Origin of the sequence: Pantoea sp. CTOTU46764 (assembly GCF_031974595.1) — a bacterium.
Taxonomy (GTDB): Bacteria; Pseudomonadota; Gammaproteobacteria; order Enterobacterales; family Enterobacteriaceae; genus Pantoea; species Pantoea trifolii.
Genome location: NZ_DALYOQ010000042.1, coordinates 1 through 18,763, shown reverse-complemented (window position 1 = coordinate 18,763; position 18,763 = coordinate 1). Strand labels below are relative to the sequence as shown.

Sequence of the window (18,763 nt, the reverse complement as noted above, 5' to 3'; positions counted from 1 at the left end):
GCTTAACGCTTAACCCAGCCGAGCGTGCGCACGGCAAGTGGATTTCGTAGCCAAGGCAGATGGTCCATCGCCACCAGCCCAAGATTTCGTCCTGCTACCAACGGCGCATAGCGGTTAGCAAACAGTCGGACTAAACCGTCAGTGACGCCAATAGTGGCGGCACGATCGGGCTGACGTCGCGCGGCAAAATGCTGCAATACCGCGAAACTGCCGGGATCTTGCTGCTGACGATGTGCGCCCGCCAGCGTTTCTGCCAGTGACATCACATCGCGCAAACCCAGATTGAAGCCTTGTCCGGCAATCGGATGCAGCGTTTGTGCCGCGTTGCCCACCAGCGCCAGACGATGCGTCACCTGACGTTCAGCGGTTTGCAACGCCAGCGGATAATGTTCGCGTTGACCGGTGTGCGTGAAACGCCCCAACCGCCAGCCAAATGCGCGCTGCAGTTCTTGCAGGAAGGTGGCATCGTCCCACTGCTTAACCGTTGCTTGCGCCTCAAGCGGATGGCACCACACCAGCGACATGCGGTTGCCGGACATCGGCAACAGCGCCAGCGGGCCGTGTTCGGTAAAGCGCTCAAAGGCGCGGCCCTGATGCGGTAACTGCGTCGACACATTGGCAATCACCGCCAGCTGCTGATAATCGTCGCGCTGCCAGGTGATACCGCAGGACGCGCCTAAAGGTGAACGCGCACCGTCGGCGGCCACCAGTAATGCGCCTTTCAGTTGTTCGCCGCTGTTCAGCGTGACCTGCACGTTATCTGCGGTGCGTGATACCGAAGTTACGCGATCCGGGCAGCGCAGCGTGACGCCAGGCGCTTTCTGCAGGCGTTGAAACAGTCGCTGGCCGACATCAAACAGTTCGACCACCTGGCCGAGCGCCGGAACCTGATGATCTTGCGCTTTAAGCGAAACAAAACCGGTATGACCGCGATCGGAAACGTGAATATCGGTAATTGGCGTGGCGCAATCGGCCAGCGAGCGCCACAGATCGATATCCGCTAACTGCTGACAGGTGCCTGCCGCCAACGCAATCGCGCGTCCGTCGAAGCCGGGATGTGCGCGGCTGTCGGGCTGGCTGCGTTCAATCAGCGTAACCAGCAGTTGGCCTTGCGTCAGATGTGAAATCGCCAGCGCAAGGGTCGCGCCGGTCATGCCGCCGCCGGCAATCAAAATGCTCATGCGCGACGTGCCGCCGCCATCAAGGCTTCAATCGCGTCGGCGTCTTTCACTACGCTATCGGTGAGATTCTCGTTGCCGTCAGCGGTGATGACGATGTCATCTTCGATGCGAATGCCAATACCGCGATATTGTGGCGGCACTTTGGCATCTGGCGCGATATACAAGCCTGGCTCAACGGTCAGCACCATGCCCGGCTCAAGTAAGCGGTCGCGGCTTGGCGTGCCGTAATGGCCGACATCGTGCACATCCAGCCCCAGCCAGTGGCCCAAACCGTGCATGAAGAACGGACGATGCGCCTGCTCTTCAAACAGCGTATCGATGTTGCCATCCAGAATGCCGAGATCGACCAGCCCGGTGATCATGATGCGCACCACTTCGTCATTGACGTCATGGATGCTGATGCCCGGACGGAACATCGACAGCGCTTTGTAGAGCGAGGCCAGTACGATGTCGTAGATAGCTCGCTGCGGCTCGCTGAAGGTGCCGTTGACCGGGAAGGTGCGGGTGATATCGCCCGCGTAGCCGTGGAATTCACAGCCTGCGTCGATCAGCACTAAGTCGCCATCACGCATTTCACATTCGTTTTCGGTATAGTGCAGAATGCAGCCATTTTCGCCGGAACCAACAATGGTGTTGTACGAGGGGAAACGCGCGCCGTGGCGATTGAATTCGTGATGAATTTCGCCTTCCAGCTGATATTCGAACATGCCTGGACGACAGGCTTGCATCGCTCGGGTGTGCGCCAGCGCGCTGATTTTGCCGGCGCGGCGCAGCATCTCAATCTCTTCCGCACTTTTGAAAAGGCGCATTTCATGCACCCACGGACGCCAGTCGGTAAGCGTATCCGGCGCGCTGAGGTTTTGACGGAAGCCGCGACGTAGTTTTTCCAGCGCGCTGAACACAAACTGATCGGCTTCTGCGTATTCGCCCTGCGCGTGGTAAACCACATCCAGCCCGTTAAGCAGTTGATGCAGCTGCTCGCCAATGTCATCCCACGGCAAGGCGCGATCGACACCCAGTTTTGCCGGTGCGGCATCCTGACCAAGGCGGCGACCAAACCAGATTTCGGCCGTCAGGTCACGCACGCGATTGAACAGCACGCTGTGATTGTGCTTGTCATCGCTTTTGATCAATACCAGCAGCGCCTGCGGTTCGTTAAAACCGGTGAAGTACCAGAAGTCACTGTTTTGCCGAAAGTTGTATTCGGTGTCGTTGCTGCGCGTCACTTCAGGTGCAGCAAAAATCAATGCCGCGCTGCCTGGCGCCATGCGGGCAATCAACGCCTGACGACGTTGTTGAAACGTATCCAAGGTAATCATGTTTGCACTCCCTGTTGAAGACGGGCCACAACGCACCCGCATTGACGCGCTTAGTGTAACGTAGGTTTCTGTACTTCTGGTGCGGTTGGCTGATGCTGACGCGTGAAGGTGTCATGGCACAGCAGAGCGGCAACGCGCACGTATTCAATCACCTCTTCAAGCGACTGCTCCAGCTCTTCCTGATCTTCATCTTCGTCATAGCCAAGCTGTGCAATAGTACGCAGATCGTCAATCGCTTCGCCGGTTTCACCGGTCACTTTCTCCAGCTTAGGCTGAGTGACGCCCAAACCGAGCAGGAAGTGGTTTACCCAACCGGCCAGTGCATCCGCGCGATCGAATACCGTGATGTCATCATCTTCCGGCAACATCAGCTGGAACATAAAGCCTTCATCTTCCAGCGTGGTCGCCAGGCTTTCATGCAGCGCTTGCAACGGCTGAGACAGGCTCTGCGAAAACGCCATGCCTTCGTTGGTGAGATCGTGAACCATGGTTTTCCAGCTGGTATCCTGATTGCCGCCGCACAGGATCCCGGAAAGAAGACCATGCATTTCGGCTGGCGTCATGCCCACGCCCTGCTGTGAAAGGGCCGCGGCCAGCGCGTTGTAACTCGGCGTTGCGTTCTGTAAAGACATAAGCTTTGGTCGTCGTTGGCGGAATAAGTTCGTGTTATGCTACCACCAGGTGCCTCTGGGTTTCCAGAAAAGGGGTTGTAACTTATAACTCGGGTATATATAGTTTCGCACCTCCCAACCCATTGACCGGTAAGGGAGATGCGATCGAAGTAATCAGTTAGGATGGTGGCATGTCTGCACAACCAGTAGATATTCAAATTTTTGGTCGTTCGTTAAGAGTGAATTGCCCGCCTGAACAGCAAGATGCGCTGAATCTGGCCGCAGAGGATCTCAATCAACGGTTGCAAGATTTAAAAGTTCGCACTAGAGTCACCAATACAGAGCAGCTGGTGTTCATCGCCGCGTTAAACATCTGCCACGAGTTGGCACAAGAGAAAGGTAAGACGCGCGACTATGCAGCAAACATGGAACAACGTATCCGCATGCTGCAACAGACCATTGAACAAGCGTTAGTAGAGCAAGGTCGCATAACTGACCGCCAGGGCCCTAATTTTGAATAACACTTCATGGTCCTCATGCTAGAGTGACGGTGAAGTAAATTTTCTCTGAGATGTTTGCAAGCGGGCCAGTCCCCTGAGCCGATATTTCATACCAACAGAATGTGACGCTCCACAATTTGTGCGCATGCTCGGTCCGTCCGAGAAGCCTAATAGTTGTGACGGCATGTTCACCTTGAACCAAGGGTTCAAGGGTTACAGCCTGCGGCGGCATCTCGGAGATCTCCATTTAGTAGCAAGTCTGATTCCCCGGTTCGCATGATATAATCGCTTTTAAGAAGCGATTATTCCGGGGATTTAGATATCATGTCAGCGCCCTCACTTCTCGACCGTCAAGACATCCGACAGCATGTGCGCCATTTGCGCCGTAATCTCACATCTGAACAGCAAGAACAGGCCGCCGATCAGTTGGCTGAACACGCCATCAACATTGCGCCGATCGCTAATGCTCAACGCATTGCGCTGTTTTTGTCTGTCGATGGAGAGATCAATACCCGCCCGCTGATCGCCAAACTGTGGCAGCAAAAAAAACAGGTCTATTTACCGGTGCTTCATCCCTTCTCGCCTGGCAATCTGCTGTTTATCCGTTACACCCCAGAAACTTCACTCATGCCAAATAAACTTCGCATCCCGGAACCGCCTTTGGATATCACACAACTGGCAACGCTGGATCAACTCGATGTGATGCTGGTGCCGCTGGTGGCGTTTGACCATGCAGGTCAACGTTTGGGAATGGGTGGCGGATTTTACGATCGCACGCTGCAACACTGGCAACAGCATGGTTTTCTTCCGGTGGGGATCGCACATGATTGCCAGCACGTAGAAGCGCTGCCAGTCGCTGCATGGGATGTGCCGCTACCCGCGATACTGACGCCATCGAAACTGTGGCAATGGGAAGCGTAAACAGGAAAAACAAAGGGCGCCGATGGCGCCCTGATTAATCAGTACAGCAGACGGGCGCGGATGGTGCCCGGAATCGCCTTCATCGCCTGCAGCGCTTTATCCGCTACATCTTTTTCCGCATCGATATCAATCACCACATAACCCATCACCGGCGTAGTTTGCAGATACTGAGCCGCGATGTTGATACCCTGCTCGGCAAAGATCAGGTTAATGGCCGTCAATACGCCTGGACGGTTTTCGTGGATGTGCAACAAACGGCTCGCGCTCGCCGCATGCATTGGCAGCGAAACTTCCGGGAAGTTAACCGCAGACAGCGTAGAACCGTTATCCGAATACTTCGCCAGCTTGCCAGCCACTTCGATACCGATGTTTTCCTGCGCTTCCTGTGTTGAACCACCAATGTGCGGCGTCAGAATCACGTTGTCGAACTCGCACAACGGAGAGTTGAATGGATCGCTGTTGGTGGCAGGCTCAACCGGGAACACGTCGATGGCGGCACCTGACAGATGTTTGTTCGCCAGGGCATCACACAGTGCCGGAATATCAATCACGGTACCGCGCGCGGCGTTGATCAGCAGCGCGCCTGGCTTCATCAGCGCCAACTCTTCGGCACCAATCATGTTCTGGGTCGACTGGGTTTCAGGAACGTGCAGGCTCACCACGTCGCTCATGTTGAGCAGATCGGAGAGATGACGCACCTGCGTCGCATTACCCAGCGGCAGTTTGCTTTCGATATCGTAAAAGAACACGTGCATACCGAGGCTTTCTGCCAGCACACCCAGTTGCATGCCGATGTGGCCGTAGCCGATGATACCCAGTTTTTTGCCGCGTGCTTCGAACGAACCGTTGGCGACTTTATTCCAGATGCCACGGTGCGCTTTGGCGTTGGCTTCAGGAATGCCACGCAGCATCAGCAACATTTCGCCAATCACCAGCTCAGCCACTGAACGGGTGTTGGAGAACGGTGCGTTGAACACCGGCACGCCGCGTTTCGCCGCAGCACCGAGATCAACCTGGTTGGTACCGATACAGAAACAGCCGACTGCTACCAGCTTTTCTGCGGCAGCGAAGATCTCTTCGGTCAGTTGGGTACGGGAACGGATACCAATGAAGTGCGCATCGCGGATGGAGGATTTCAGCGACTCCGCATCCAGCGCCCCTTTGTGAAACTCGATGTTGGTGTAGCCTGCTGCACGCAGGTTTTCCAGCGCACTCTGGTGAACGCCTTCCACCAGCAGGAACTTAATCTTGTCTTTTTCCAGTGATACCTTTGCCATTTCCCGACCCTATTCAGAATTCAATGAGGACTACCATAAGGTAGCCTTCTGTCAAAATATCAAAAATTTCGTGCGCAGCAATACAAACGATTGCCTGGGAGCCAGCACGCGCCCACGCGGAGACAGCACAATGCCGTACAAAATCGTGACATCCTGAGTGGACGAAGTACGAACTCACTGCTGATGAATCTTTTGTGACATAAGTCACCAAATTTCAGCCTGGCGAGAAAAGATGTTTTGCGGATGGAAATAACCGGCGCATGACGCGCGCCGGACAGATCATTTTACGATGGTTTTTACGCCGTCGGCGGTGCCAATCAGCGCGACATCGGCGCCACGTCCTGCAAACAGGCCAACGGTCACCACGCCAGGCAGCGCGTTGATGGTTTTTTCCAGTTCGATGGGGTCGAGAATTCGCAGATTATGCACGTCGAGAATAATGTTGCCGTTGTCGGTAATGACGTTCTGGCGATACTCCGGCAAGCCGCCGAGTTTAACCAGTTCACGCGCCACATAAGAACGCGCCATCGGAATCACTTCAACCGGCAGCGGGAAGTTGCCCAGCACATCGACTTCTTTCGATGCATCGGCAATGCAGATGAATTTCTTCGCCACCGCTGCAACGATTTTCTCACGCGTCAGCGCTGCGCCACCGCCTTTGATCATCTGCATCTGCGGATTGATTTCATCGGCACCATCGACGTAAACCGACAGCTCATCAATTTCGTTGAGATCGAAGACGTGAATGCCTAACGCTTTCAGTTTCTCTGTCGAGGCTTCCGAGCTGGAAACCGCACCTTCAATCTGATTCTTCATGGTGCCGAGTGCATCAATGAAATGCGCTGCCGTTGATCCGGTGCCTACGCCGACAATGGTGCCGGGCTCTACGTACTGCAGGGCTGCCCAACCTACCGCTTTTTTCAGTTCATCCTGGGTCATGGTATGTTTAAAACCTGTGCGACATCGAAGTGCGCGTAGTATAAAACAAGGCGCTGTAAAAAAGCGCGACTGTTAGACAGCCGATTTAACGCTTTGGAAGCCAGCCCGCAAAAATGCGCCGCAGCACAATTTGACAGTTTTATGGCATAGTAACGTCCACCCTGAACGAGAGAGAACAACAATGAAACGCCCGGATTATCGAACGCTTCAGGCGCTGGATGCTGTGATTCGCGAGCGCGGCTTTGAGCGTGCGGCACAAAAACTCTGCATTACCCAATCTGCGGTTTCGCAGCGTATTAAACAGCTGGAAAATTTATTTGGTCAGCCGCTGCTGGTGCGCACCGTGCCACCGCGCCCGACCGAGCAGGGACAAAAATTACTGGCGTTGTTACATCAGGTTGAACTGCTGGAAGAGGAGTGGCTGGGTGATGACAACGGTGGAACCACGCCGCTGTTGCTGTCGCTGGCGGTCAACGCCGACAGTCTGGCAACCTGGCTGCTGCCCGCGCTGAAAGATGTACTGGCCGATTCGCCGGTGCGCCTGAATTTGCAGGTAGAAGATGAAACCCGCACGCAGGAACGTCTGCGTCGTGGTGAAGTGGTCGGCGCGGTGAGTATTCAGCCGCAGCCGCTGCCCAGCTGCTTAGTGGATCAATTGGGCGCGCTCGATTATCTGTTCTGCGCCTCACCTGATTTTGCTGCACGTTACTTCCCAAATGGCGTGACGCGCTCTGCGCTACTGAAAGCGCCGGCGGTGGCGTTTGATCATCTGGATGATATGCATCAGGCGTTTTTACAGCAGAATTTTGACCTGTCGCCGGGCAGCGTGCCCTGCCATATCGTTAACTCGTCAGAAGCCTTTGTGCAGCTGGCGCGTCAGGGGTCGGTGTGCTGTATGATTCCGCATCTGCAGATTGAGCGCGAGCTGGCGCAAGGTGAGCTGGTTGATTTGACGCCAGGCCTGTATCAGCGTCGTATGCTGTACTGGCACCGGTTTGCGCCGGAAAGCCGCTTGATGCGCAGCGTCACCGATGCGCTGATTGCGCACGGACATCGCGTGCTGCGTCAGGATGTGTTGCCGGCGTAAAGATCAGGTCGCCATTAATGGCGACCTGGTATACAAACTTACGGTGTATTCGGTTTGATTTCGAACACCACATCCACCTGATCGTCAAAGTGAATGCTCTGCTGCTCGTAAGTTTGCTGCGCGGTGGTATCAGCGGGTGCAGCGGCGGCTTTGTACATGCGCGCCATCGGCATCGGCTGGTAGTTCGCAACGTGATAGCGGATGCTGTAAACCGAACCTAACTTAGCGTTAAACCCTTCTGCCAGCGCATTGGCCTGCTGCGTAGCATTGGCGATCGCCACTTTACGCGCTTTCTCTTTATAGCTGTCCGGATTCGCCACACCCAGTTCAACGGAACGAATTTCATTCAGGCCAGATTTCAACGCGCCATCCAGCAGCTCGTTCAGCTTGTCCAGTTGACGCAGCGTCACCTGCACCTGACGCTCGGCACGATAGCCTTTCAGTACCGACTTACCTTCTTTGGTGTAATCATACTCTGGCTGCGTGCTGAGGTTTGCAGCATCAATATCTTTTTTCTCGATGCCGTTCTTTTGCAGGAAATCGAAATATTGCGCCACGCGGTCATCAGCTTGTTTCTTCGCTTCTGCCGCGTCTTTCGACGAAACATTCACCACAATAGCGAGCGTCGCGAGATCTGGCGTGGCATCAACGCTTGCCTGTCCAGACGTCACCACATGCGGTCCATTCGGCAATTCGCCTGCCTGAACTAAACCGGACAGTGCACCCGTGCTCATTACGGCGGCCAGCGCCAGTGCTTTCAGTTTCACGAAAGTCCTCCTTGAGGGATTCAATTTGCAGGTTGCCATTATGGCTAAACCTAAAACACATTAACATGTGTGCTTATCTGATTAGTAAACAGCTCAAAAGTTCGAGCAATCTCCTTTTTAACGTAGCCGCGATCGCAAATTCAGCTGTACGGATTCGCCTATTAAGCACTTATCCGTTTCTATTAAAGAAACACTTCTGGGTTCGGGAGAGTTGCCAATGACAGAACAGCCGCTTAGCCAAACAGCCGTCAGCGTTCGCGCTGGACGCACGCGCTTTCTGATGCTCGCTCTGGTGTTTATTAATATCATTATCAATTACATGGATCGTACTAACCTGTCGGTTGCCGCTACCGCAATGGCGGGCGAACTGCGCTTCACGCCGATGGAGATGGGATTGATCTTCTCTGCTTTCGGCTGGATCTACGCTGCACTGCAGATCCCCGGCGGCTTCCTCATAGACCGCCTTGGCGCGCGCGTGGTCTATGGCGTCGGTTTATTTGCCTGGTCATTGATTACCGCGCTGCATGCGCTTGCCAACAGCTTTGGCGCACTGTTTGGTCTGCGGCTGGGCGTGGGAGCGTTTGAAGCGCCGGTGATGCCCTCCAATAATCGGGTAATTTCCAGCTGGTTCCCGGAGCAAGAGCGCGCCAGTGCGATCGGTATTTACTCCTCAGCGCAGTTTGTCGGCCTCGCCTGTATGACGCCGCTGCTGTTTCATCTGCAGGATGCATTTGGCTGGCGCGGGCTGTTTTTGATTACCGGATTCGCGGGGATGATGTGGGCGCTGGTGTGGTATTGGCTCTACCGCGAGCCAAATCAGCATCAAGGCGTGTCCGAAGCTGAGCTTAACTATTTGCGCGACAACGGTGCGCTGCTGGAGAGTCGGCAGAATACGCAGCAACCCAAAGCGCGCTGGAGTGATTTGGCGCAGATGTTCCGCAGCCGAAAATTGGTCGGCATCTATATCGGCCAGTTCACCATTTCTGCCACCTTCTGGTTCTTCCTCACCTGGTTCCCGACCTATCTGGTTGAGTATCGCCACATGGGCTTCATCAAAAGCGGATATGTGGCTTCGGTGCCCTATTTCGCCGCCTTCTGCGGCGTGCTGCTGGCCGGATTTGCCTCGGATCGCATGATACGCCGCGGCATTTCTGCCAGCGTGGCGCGCAAGCTGCCGGTAATCCTGGGTCTATTCCTGACGCTGTTTATTCTTGGTGCCAACTACACCGATGATTCCACGCTGATCATCCTATTTATGTCGCTGGCATTTTTCGGCAACGGACTGGCAACCATTACGTGGGTGTTTGTCACGTCGCTGGCACCGCGCCATTTGATTGGTCTGGCGGGCGGCGTATTTAACTTTACCGGCGCGCTCTCCTCCATCGTGGTGCCGATTGCTATTGGTGCGTTAATCGACGGCGATAACTTCGCGCCAGCACTGGCGTTTATCGCCGTGCTGGCCGCGATTGGCATCTGCAGTTATCTGTTTATTGTCGGGAAAATCGATCATGTTAGCGCGGGGTGATGACGGTTTGCGCCAGCGATTGCAGCTGTTGCAGTCGCTGCGCGAGATGCGCCTCATCGTCCTGCCAGATTTTGGCAAACGCCAGTGCAGCGCGGTTGTTATCGATCGGCTGCGCCATGCTGATTTCGCCGTCATCACGGTGCCAGATCAGGTAACTCTCAGCACGCTTACGCGCCAGCAGCGGCGCAATTTGCAACCACTGTTCGTCGTTAAAACGCGGGCGCAGCGCCTCATCGCTCTCCGCCGCCAGCAACGACACGCCAATCACCGATTGCCATGCGGGCAGCATGCGGAAACCGGCCAGCGCCTGGCTGGCGTTGATGCGTTCACCGGGTTCCGAGTGCCAGATGTAGATCACCTGATCTTCCCACAGCACGCCCAGCGCCACCACGATATCACGCGGCGCGTGCCGTTCCAGCTGCGGCAACGCCTGCGCAAACAGCGAAGATCCGCGAATCGCCTGTGCCGCCAAGGCGTGAATACCGGGGCCGGGCAAATAGCGTCGATGCTCATCCTGCGTGGTCAGTCCTATCGAGGCCATGGTCATCAGCAGGCGATTCACACGCGTGCTGTTCATCCCCATCTGGCGCGCCAGTTCACGGCAACCCACGGCTTTATCACTGGACACCAGATATTGCAGGCAGCGAATACCGTCAATCAGGCTTTGGTTGGGTTGAGAAGACATAGATCACCTGCGGCGGGAAAAATCCAATCTTAGCCTTAGAGTCAGAGGAATGAAATGATGCAGACTTTCTCTACGCAAAATGTACGCGACTTTCCGCAACAACGGCTACAAGCGGAGTTGCTGATCGTCGGCGGTGGACTGGCGGGCGTGTGTGCCGCACTCGCCGCCGCACGCGATGGCCTTGATGTGGTGCTGATTCAGGATCGTCCGGTACTGGGCGGCAACGCCTCCAGCGAAGTGCGCTTGTGGGCCAACGGCGCCACTTCGCACATGGGCAATAACAATCGCTGGGCGCGCGAAGGCGGCATCATGGGCGAGATCATGGAGGAGAACCTGTGGCGTAACAAAGAGGGCAATCCGGTACTGTTCGATATGGTGCTGCTGGACATGGTGCAGGCACAGCCCGGCCTGACTTTGCTGCTCAATACGGTTGTTACTGAGATCGAAAAGTCGGGCCGCCGCTTGCAGTCAGTGCAGGCATTCAATGCCATCAATCAAACGCGTTATCAGGTTTCGGCGTCACAATTTATCGATGCCAGCGGCGATGGCGTGTTGGGCTATCTGGCCGGTGCGGCACATCGTGTGGGTGCAGAATCCGTGGAGGAGTTCGGCGAGAAGATGGCGCCGGGCGAGAATTTTGGCCACAAGCTCGGGCATTCCATTTATTTCTACACCAAGCGTGCAGCGCAACCAGTACGCTTCGTTGCGCCCTCTTTCGCACTGAAAGAGATTACCGCCATCCCGCGCTATAAACGCCTGAGTTCAGAACTGAACGGCTGCGATTTATGGTGGCTGGAATGGGGCGGACGGCTTGATACCGTGCACGAGAGCGAAACCATCAAGTGGGAGCTGTGGAAAATTGTCTGGGGCGTGTGGGATTACATCAAAAACTCCGGCGAATTCCCCGATGCCGATAACCTCACCATCGAATGGGTTGGCCTGATTCCCGGCAAGCGCGAGAGTCGACGTTTTCTCGGCGATACCCTGCTGTGCCAGCAGGACATCATCGAACAGCGCGACCACTACGACGCGGTGGCGTATGGCGGCTGGTCGATTGATCTGCATCCGGCCGACGGCGTCTACAGCGAACACGATGGCTGTCGTCAGTTCCACAGCAAAGGCACTTACACCATTCCCTTCCGCGCACTCTACAGCCAGTCGCTGGACAATCTGTTGTTAACTGGCCGACTGATCTCCGCAACGCACGTCGCCTTTGGCAGCGCTCGCGTTATGTGCACCTGCGGCGTGCTGGGCGAAGTGGTGGGTCGCGCGGCAGCGCTGTGCCAGCAAATGCAGATCACGCCCGCCGAACTGGCGCAGCCAGACCGCGTTGGTCAGCTGCAGCAGCATCTGCTGCGTCAGGGCGCGTTTTTTCCACGACATCCGTTGGCAAACCCCGCGCGTGATGCGCATGTCACGGTGAGCAGTACCTTACAGCTGCGCGCCCTGCCCGCTGATGCCGGTTGGCAGCCGCTAAAATCCCGCTGTGCTTTGCTGCTGCCACTTAAAGCGGGTGAACGCTTGCCGACGATTAGCGTGCAGTTACGCGCCGCATATGCGCAGAAATTACAGGTGTCGCTGCTCTCCAGCGCTAATCCGGCCAATACCTGCGGCGATTGCCATCTGGCCACGCAAAGCATCACGGTTACTGAGCAAGGCACGTATCGACTGAGCTTTGATTATCGTGCCGATTGCGATCGCTATGTGTTTATCGCCTTTGAGGAAAACGCCGCAATTGAAGTTGCGCTGACCAGCCAGCGTTTACCTGCCGTAATGATGGTCTTCAACAGTTTGAATCCGCGCGTGGCGAAGCGCACCCGGCAGATTAACGATGGCGATTACGGCGTTGATGAGTTTGATTTCTGGCTGCCGCGCCGTGCCCCACAGCAAATCCTGCTGGCCTTTGCGCCGGAAATGCCGCTGCAACTCTGGCACCGCGACTACCTGCTCAACGGCAAGCTACGCCCGGAACAGCACACCAATTGCTGGGTGCCCGCGCAGGATGATACGCATCCCTACGCGTGCTGGCACTGGAACGAACCGCAACGGGCAAAACAGATTACCTTACTGTTCGACAACGACTTCGATCATGCGATGGAAACGGTGCAAATGGGGCACGCACAGGCGGTGACGCCGCACTGCACCACGCATTATCGGGTATGGCTGGATGAGATGCTCTTGGCGGAGGTGACGGAAAATCATCACTCGCTGTGTCATCACGCGGTGCCAAAAGGCGTGAGTTTTAGCCAGATTCGGCTGGAGTTGCTCGCCAGCGCGGGCGCGCTACCCGCACTGTACGGATTACATCTGCATTAGAGAGCGGCAATGCCCTGACGCGCCAGCTGAATGGCGATAAACCACATCACTCCGCCGACCAGCAGATTGATAATGCGCTGCGCTCGCACGGTGCGCAGCCGCGGCGACAGCCACGCTGCCAGTAGCGCCAGGCCGAAGAACCAGATGATTGAGGCGCTCACGGTGCCAAATGCAAACCAGCGACGCGCATCTTCAGAGGGAAGCTGGCTACCGAGGCTGCCGAGCACCACAAAGGTGTCGAGATAGACATGCGGATTGAGCCAGGTGACTGCCAGGATGGTGGCGATAATGCGCCAGCGCCCTTGTTTCAGCTCTGCGTCAGATGCCAATGAAACATCGCCCTTCCACGCACTGCGCAGCGCGCCCCAGCCGTACCACAGCAGAAACGCCACGCCCGCCCAGGTGATCAGCATCAATAAGATCGGCGATTGATTCAACAACGCGCTGCCGCCAAAAATCCCACCGCAGATCAGCGCAATGTCGCTAATGGTACACAGCGATGCGGTCATCAGATGGTAGTGGCGTTTGATGCCCTGATTCATCACGAAAGCATTTTGCGGCCCTAGCGGCAGAATCAGCGCAGCACCAAGAGCAAACCCTTGTAAATAAACAGATAACACGGAAACAATCCTAAAAAATGGGGAGATGCGATGCAGTATAGTGACGCGAGGATATTAGAGGAAATTGAAATATTTAATCGTCCATTAGAATAAGTAATAAAAAAGGCACCCGCAGGTGCCTTTCTTATTTACTCAGTGCGCGCAGGTTGCTGTTGCTCGCTCTTCACCTGATGCAGATGCACATCCATCTGCGGATAAGGAATGCCGATGCCGTTCGCGTCCAGCGTACGTTTGAAGTTCTTCATCAGATCCCAATAGACGTTTTGCAGGTCGCTGCTTTTGCTCCAGCAACGCACCACAAAGTTGAGCGATGATGCGGCCAGTTCATTCAGGCCGATTTGGATACCCAAGTCTTTCAGTACACGCTCATCCGCTTCAACCACTTCACGGAAAAGTGCAATTACCTGATCAACATCCGCATCGTAAGCGACGCCAATAATGAATTCGTTGCGACGGATCGGTTCGCGCGAATAGTTAATGATATTACCCGCGATGATTTTACCGTTTGGTACCACGACAATTTTGCCATCAGCCGTTTTCAAGGTGGTGGAGAAGATCTGCACGTTTTGTACCGTGCCCATCACGCCACCGAGATCAACAAACTCACCGGTTTTGAACGGGCGGAAGGTCACCAGCAATACGCCTGCAGCCAGGTTGGATAGCGAGCCTTGCAGCGCCAAACCCACCGCCAAACCGGCAGCACCCAGCACGGCAATCACGGAAGCGGTTTGCACCCCAACGCGTCCCAGTGCAGCGATGACGGTGAAGGCGATAATACCGTAACGCACCATTGCAGAGAGGAAATCAGCCACTGTCGCATCAATGTGACGCGCCAGCAGAACGCGATTAATTGCATTGGAGACGATGCGGGCAATGAACATACCAATGATGATGGTAACAATCGCCGCCACAATATTGACCGCATAGCTCAGGATCAGCGCCTGATTACGTACCAGCCATCCACCCGCACTATTAATGCCGTCGACGACGTTTAAGTCTTCCATTTGTTAGCCCTGTTGTTGAGTTTCCCGCAGGAAATTGCCAAAAACTGCCAGATTGACTCCGGCATTCCGATTACAAGGGTAAACAAAAATAGGGCGAAGCGCCAAAAATGGCCTGAATTCGTGGGATTTTCCGGACGAGACGCATAAAAAAAGGCCCTTGCGGGCCTTTTTGCTACTGTAAGGAAAAATTACAGTACGTCGACAGCGTTAAGCTCTTTGAAAGCCTGCTCGAGGCGAACAACCATTGAAGCCTGAGCAGAACGCAGCCACACGCGTGGGTCGTAGTATTTCTTATTCGGGCTATCCACGCCAGTCGGGTTACCCAACTGCGCTTGCAGATAGTCTTCGTTCTTTTTGTAGTACTGCAGAATACCGTCCCATGTTGCCCATTGGGTGTCGGTATCGATGTTCATCTTGATCACGCCGTAGCCGATAGACTCTTCGATTTCTGCAGCAGAAGAACCTGAACCACCGTGGAACACGAAGTCTAGCGCGTTGTGCGGCAGATTGTGTTTCTTGGCCACGTATTCCTGAGAATCACGCAGGATGGTTGGAGTCAGTTTCACGTTGCCTGGCTTGTACACGCCATGCACGTTGCCGAATGAAGCCGCGATGGTGAAACGTGGGCTGATTTTGCTCAGCTCGGTATAAGCGTAATCAACGTCTTCTGGCTGAGTGTACAGAGCAGAAGCGTCCATGTGGCTGTTGTCCACGCCGTCTTCTTCGCCACCGGTGCAACCCAGTTCGATTTCCAACGTCATATCCAGCTTGGCCATGCGCGCCAGATACTTAGCAGAGATCTCGATGTTCTCTTCCAGTGACTCTTCAGACAGGTCAATCATGTGAGAAGAGAACAGCGGCTTACCGGTTTTCTTGAAGTGCTCTTCACCCGCGTCCAACAGACCGTCGATCCACGGCAGCAGTTTCTTGGCGCAGTGATCGGTGTGCAGGATAACTGGCACGCCGTACTGTTCAGCCATCAGATGCACATGGTATGCACCCGCGATAGCGCCGAAGATTGCCGCGCCCTGAGGCTTGTCGGTTTTGAAACCTTTACCGGCGATGAAGGCAGCACCACCATTGGAGAACTGAACGATGACCGGCGCTTTCACTTTGGCCGCAGCTTCCAATACCGCGTTGATAGAGTCCGTGCCGACGCAGTTAACTGCTGGCAGAGCGAATTTGTTCTCTTTCGCTACCTGGAAAATTTTCTGAACGTCGTCACCAGTGACAACGCCGGGTTTTACGAAATCAAAAATTTTAGACATGTTTGTGTCCCGTTTCGTTACCGTTCATCCCCGAAGGGATTGCGATTTGATTGCCCCATACAGGGCTAGCCTTCAGGCGACGCCAAAGCGCCGCCCCCAAAGAGTTACTGCTTGGCGCGCTCTTCCAGCATAGCAACTGCTGGCAGTTTTTTGCCTTCCACGAACTCGAGGAATGCGCCGCCGCCGGTAGAGATATAAGAGATCTTATCTTCGATACCGAACAGGTCGATTGCAGCCAGCGTATCGCCGCCACCTGCCACTGAGAACGCACCGCTATCGGCGATAGCATTCGCCACGATTTCGGTGCCTTTACGGAAGTTCGGAAACTCGAACACGCCAACCGGGCCGTTCCACAGAATGGTTTTCGCGCCTTTCAGAATCGCGGCCATTGCCTGAGCGGTTTCGTCACCGAAGTCCATAATCTCTTCGTTATCCGCTACTTCGGAAACCTTTTTCACGGTAGCCGGAGCAGTTTCAGAGAATTCCGTGCCTACGCGAGAATCGGTAGGAACCGGGATGCCATGCTCGTCACGCAGCTTTTTCGCTGCTTCAACGAAGTCTGGCTCAAAAAGTGATTTGCCGACGTTGTTGTCGATAGCCACGAAGGTATTCGCGATACCGCCGCCCACAATCACGGTGTCAGCAATTTTCACCAGCGACTGCAGCACATCAAACTTGGTCGACACTTTAGAACCACCAACCACAGCAACTAATGGACGCTCTGGGTTGCTCATCACTTTGCCCAGCGCTTCCAGCTCAGCTGACAGCAGCGGACCGGCACACGCGATTGGTGCAAACTTGCCCACGCCGTGGGTAGAAGCCTGCGCGCGGTGCGCAGTACCGAACGCATCCATCACGAATACGTCGCACAGCGCGGCATATTTCTTCGACAGGCCTTCTTCGTCTTTTTTCTCGCCTTTGTTAAAGCGCACGTTTTCCAGCACAACCAATTCGCCCGCGCCGACTTCAACGCCGTCGAGGTAATCTTTTGCCAGTGTAACGTTGGTGCCGTTCAGTTTGTCTTTCAGGTAGTTAACAACCGGCAGCAGGGAGAACTCTTCGTTGTATTCACCTTCGGTCGGACGACCCAGGTGAGAGGTAACCATCACTTTCGCGCCCTGTTTCAACGCCGCTTCGATGGTAGGCAGAGAAGCACGAATACGTGCATCTGACGTCACTTTCCCTTCTTTCACTGGCACGTTGAGATCGGCACGGATCAGAACGCGTTTACCAGCAAGATCCAGATCGGTCATCTTAATTACAGACATGGTGAACCCTCTCGTTGATTCTCATAAGTTTTGCCAGACGCAGTCCGCGTCTTACCTGAAACCGCTTGCGGCCATTGCTAACGTGGTGTCGATCATGCGGTTAGCAAAGCCCCATTCGTTGTCACACCAAACCAGCGTTTTGATAAGGTGATGACCACTGACCCGCGTTTGCGTACCATCGACTATGGCACTGTGCGGATCATGGTTAAAATCTACTGAGACTAACGGTAATTCCGTATAGTCAACTATACCACGAAACGCCCCTTCTGACGCATTTCGCAACAAGGCATTAACCTCGCAGGCCTTCACCGCTTCGCGCACCGACACGCTCAAATCAATGGCTGTCACGTTGATGGTGGGCACGCGCACCGCAATCGCCTCAAAGCGATCGTTAAATTTCGGAAAAATACGGGTAATGCCAGCAGCAAGACGCGTATCTACCGGAATGATCGATTGGCTGGCGGCGCGGGTACGACGCAGATCGCTGTGATAGGCGTCAATCACCTGCTGATCGTGCATCGCCGAGTGAATGGTGGTCACGGTGCCCGACTCAATGCCAAAGGCGTCATCCAGCAACTTGATCACCGGAATAATGCAGTTGGTGGTACAGGATGCGTTGGAGACAATGCGGTCAGTTTGTTTAAGAGCTTGTTCATTCACACCGAACACGACCGTGGCATCAAGATCGTTGCCGCCCGGATGCGAGAACAACACTTTCTTCGCCCCTGCTGCCAGATGGGCTTCGCCATCAGCGCGGCTGCCGTACACGCCGGTGCAATCCAGCACGATATCCACATTCAGTTCGCGCCACGGCAACACATCGATTTCCGCCTGATGCAGGATGCGAATGGTGTCGTCGCCAACAAACAGCTGATCGCGCTCCTGGCGCACATCAAAGGCAAAACGGCCGTGGCTGGTGTCGTACTTCAGCAGATGCGCCATCCCGGCGGCATCGGCCAGCTCGTTAATGGCGACCACGGTGATCTCAGCCCGGCGACCGGTTTCATACAGAGCGCGCAACACGTTACGCCCGATACGACCAAAACCATTTATTGCTACGCGAACGGTCATTTCTACCTTCAACAACACCCGAAAAAACGTGCCGATTAGCCTGAGCGTTTCACACCGTTTTGTACAGGGAATTATTGCCTGCTCTCACCGGCAAGATGCACGTTTTCGCTGGCGACTGAAACGGTTCAGCTAGAGTAATGCAAGAGAGGAATAACGGGAATGATTGCGATCAAGTGAGTGGCGGAATATTGGATCTACGTCACAATTTTTGCACTGCGGAATTATTACTACAGGAATAATTGAACCGTTTCAGGTTGGAGGTGGTGAATCAATAAGGGCGCCCCAGCTGGGACGCCCTTTATACCCGCTGTGTACGGTCGCCATTTATGGCGACCTCAAATCACAGAATCGATTTCGCCGTGTTAACCACGTTCTCAACGGTGAAACCAAACTCTTTGAACAGC

General features: G+C 54.9%; 17 protein-coding genes and 1 other RNA gene. 6 read left to right on the top strand and 12 right to left on the bottom strand.

All coding sequences use genetic code 11. The features are described 5' to 3' along the window. Positions 1-2: 2 nt before the first annotated feature. From ubiH to RTM06_RS14515, 3 genes are read right to left on the bottom strand one after another with little or no spacing between them, the layout of a single operon-like run. Positions 3-1,181 (bottom strand): 2-octaprenyl-6-methoxyphenyl hydroxylase, encoded by a 1,179-nt coding sequence (gene ubiH / locus RTM06_RS14525; protein WP_312183063.1) that lies wholly within the window; start codon positions 1,179-1,181, stop codon positions 3-5. Then, complete coding sequence (gene pepP, locus RTM06_RS14520) at positions 1,178-2,500, bottom strand: Xaa-Pro aminopeptidase (RefSeq protein WP_312183061.1); 1,323 nt, start codon at positions 2,498-2,500, stop codon at positions 1,178-1,180. The genes ubiH and pepP overlap by 4 nt, the downstream gene beginning before the upstream one ends. A 50-nt stretch (positions 2,501-2,550) precedes the next feature. Continuing rightward, positions 2,551-3,132: a YecA family protein gene (locus RTM06_RS14515; protein ID WP_008108255.1), complete on the bottom strand. Its 582-nt coding sequence runs from the start codon at positions 3,130-3,132 to the stop codon at positions 2,551-2,553. Positions 3,133-3,302: 170 nt separating this feature from the next. Between RTM06_RS14515 and zapA the strand changes: the two genes are divergently transcribed. The 3 genes from zapA to RTM06_RS14500 all read left to right on the top strand — a co-directional run bounded on the left by zapA (position 3,303) and on the right by RTM06_RS14500 (position 4,532). Next, complete coding sequence (gene zapA / locus RTM06_RS14510) at positions 3,303-3,632, top strand: cell division protein ZapA (protein WP_007890288.1); 330 nt, start codon at positions 3,303-3,305, stop codon at positions 3,630-3,632. A 39-nt stretch (positions 3,633-3,671) separates the two neighbouring features. After that, a non-coding RNA gene (gene ssrS, locus RTM06_RS14505) (6S RNA) lies at positions 3,672-3,855 on the top strand. Between the two features lie 80 nt (positions 3,856-3,935). After that, positions 3,936-4,532: a 5-formyltetrahydrofolate cyclo-ligase gene (locus RTM06_RS14500; protein WP_312183058.1), complete on the top strand. Its 597-nt coding sequence runs from the start codon at positions 3,936-3,938 to the stop codon at positions 4,530-4,532. Between the two features lie 38 nt (positions 4,533-4,570). On the opposite strand, the gene serA is transcribed toward RTM06_RS14500, so the two are convergent. Further along, complete coding sequence (gene serA / locus RTM06_RS14495) at positions 4,571-5,809, bottom strand: phosphoglycerate dehydrogenase (protein ID WP_008108257.1); 1,239 nt, start codon at positions 5,807-5,809, stop codon at positions 4,571-4,573. Between the two features lie 279 nt (positions 5,810-6,088). Further along, entirely contained in the window at positions 6,089-6,748 is a 660-nt protein-coding gene (gene rpiA, locus RTM06_RS14490) for a ribose-5-phosphate isomerase RpiA (protein ID WP_008108258.1), read from the bottom strand. Positions 6,749-6,929: 181 nt separating this feature from the next. Between rpiA and RTM06_RS14485 the strand changes: the two genes are divergently transcribed. Next, complete coding sequence (locus RTM06_RS14485; protein ID WP_007890292.1) at positions 6,930-7,835, top strand: LysR family transcriptional regulator ArgP; 906 nt, start codon at positions 6,930-6,932, stop codon at positions 7,833-7,835. A 38-nt stretch (positions 7,836-7,873) separates the two neighbouring features. On the opposite strand, the gene RTM06_RS14480 is transcribed toward RTM06_RS14485, so the two are convergent. Continuing rightward, complete coding sequence (locus RTM06_RS14480; protein ID WP_061719855.1) at positions 7,874-8,602, bottom strand: oxidative stress defense protein; 729 nt, start codon at positions 8,600-8,602, stop codon at positions 7,874-7,876. A 217-nt stretch (positions 8,603-8,819) separates the two neighbouring features. Between RTM06_RS14480 and RTM06_RS14475 the strand changes: the two genes are divergently transcribed. After that, positions 8,820-10,127 carry an MFS transporter gene (locus RTM06_RS14475; protein WP_312183053.1) on the top strand — a complete coding sequence of 436 codons (1,308 nt, stop codon included), beginning with the start codon at positions 8,820-8,822 and terminating at the stop codon, positions 10,125-10,127. On the opposite strand, the gene RTM06_RS14470 is transcribed toward RTM06_RS14475, so the two are convergent. Then, the gene (locus RTM06_RS14470; RefSeq protein ID WP_312183052.1) at positions 10,114-10,812 is read right to left on the bottom strand and encodes an IclR family transcriptional regulator; all 699 of its coding nucleotides are present in this window, start codon (positions 10,810-10,812) and stop codon (positions 10,114-10,116) included. The genes RTM06_RS14475 and RTM06_RS14470 overlap by 14 nt on opposite strands. A 57-nt stretch (positions 10,813-10,869) precedes the next feature. Between RTM06_RS14470 and RTM06_RS14465 the strand changes: the two genes are divergently transcribed. Then, entirely contained in the window at positions 10,870-13,128 is a 2,259-nt protein-coding gene (locus tag RTM06_RS14465; RefSeq protein WP_409455805.1) for an FAD-dependent oxidoreductase, read from the top strand. On the opposite strand, the gene argO is transcribed toward RTM06_RS14465, so the two are convergent. From argO to epd, 5 genes are all read right to left on the bottom strand, one after another. After that, positions 13,125-13,748, bottom strand: coding sequence for an arginine exporter ArgO (gene argO, locus RTM06_RS14460; RefSeq protein ID WP_312183048.1), 624 nt, complete (start codon positions 13,746-13,748; stop codon positions 13,125-13,127). The genes RTM06_RS14465 and argO overlap by 4 nt on opposite strands. Before the next feature lie 128 nt (positions 13,749-13,876). Continuing rightward, complete coding sequence (gene mscS, locus RTM06_RS14455) at positions 13,877-14,752, bottom strand: small-conductance mechanosensitive channel MscS (protein ID WP_256697311.1); 876 nt, start codon at positions 14,750-14,752, stop codon at positions 13,877-13,879. 188 nt (positions 14,753-14,940) lie between these two features. Then, positions 14,941-16,020 carry a class II fructose-bisphosphate aldolase gene (gene fbaA, locus RTM06_RS14450; protein WP_256697312.1) on the bottom strand — a complete coding sequence of 360 codons (1,080 nt, stop codon included), beginning with the start codon at positions 16,018-16,020 and terminating at the stop codon, positions 14,941-14,943. A gap of 104 nt (positions 16,021-16,124) precedes the next feature. Further along, complete coding sequence (gene pgk, locus RTM06_RS14445; protein WP_312183047.1) at positions 16,125-17,288, bottom strand: phosphoglycerate kinase; 1,164 nt, start codon at positions 17,286-17,288, stop codon at positions 16,125-16,127. Between the two features lie 51 nt (positions 17,289-17,339). After that, positions 17,340-18,359 (bottom strand): erythrose-4-phosphate dehydrogenase, encoded by a 1,020-nt coding sequence (gene epd, locus RTM06_RS14440; protein WP_256697315.1) that lies wholly within the window; start codon positions 18,357-18,359, stop codon positions 17,340-17,342. Between the last annotated feature and the right edge of the window lie 404 nt (positions 18,360-18,763).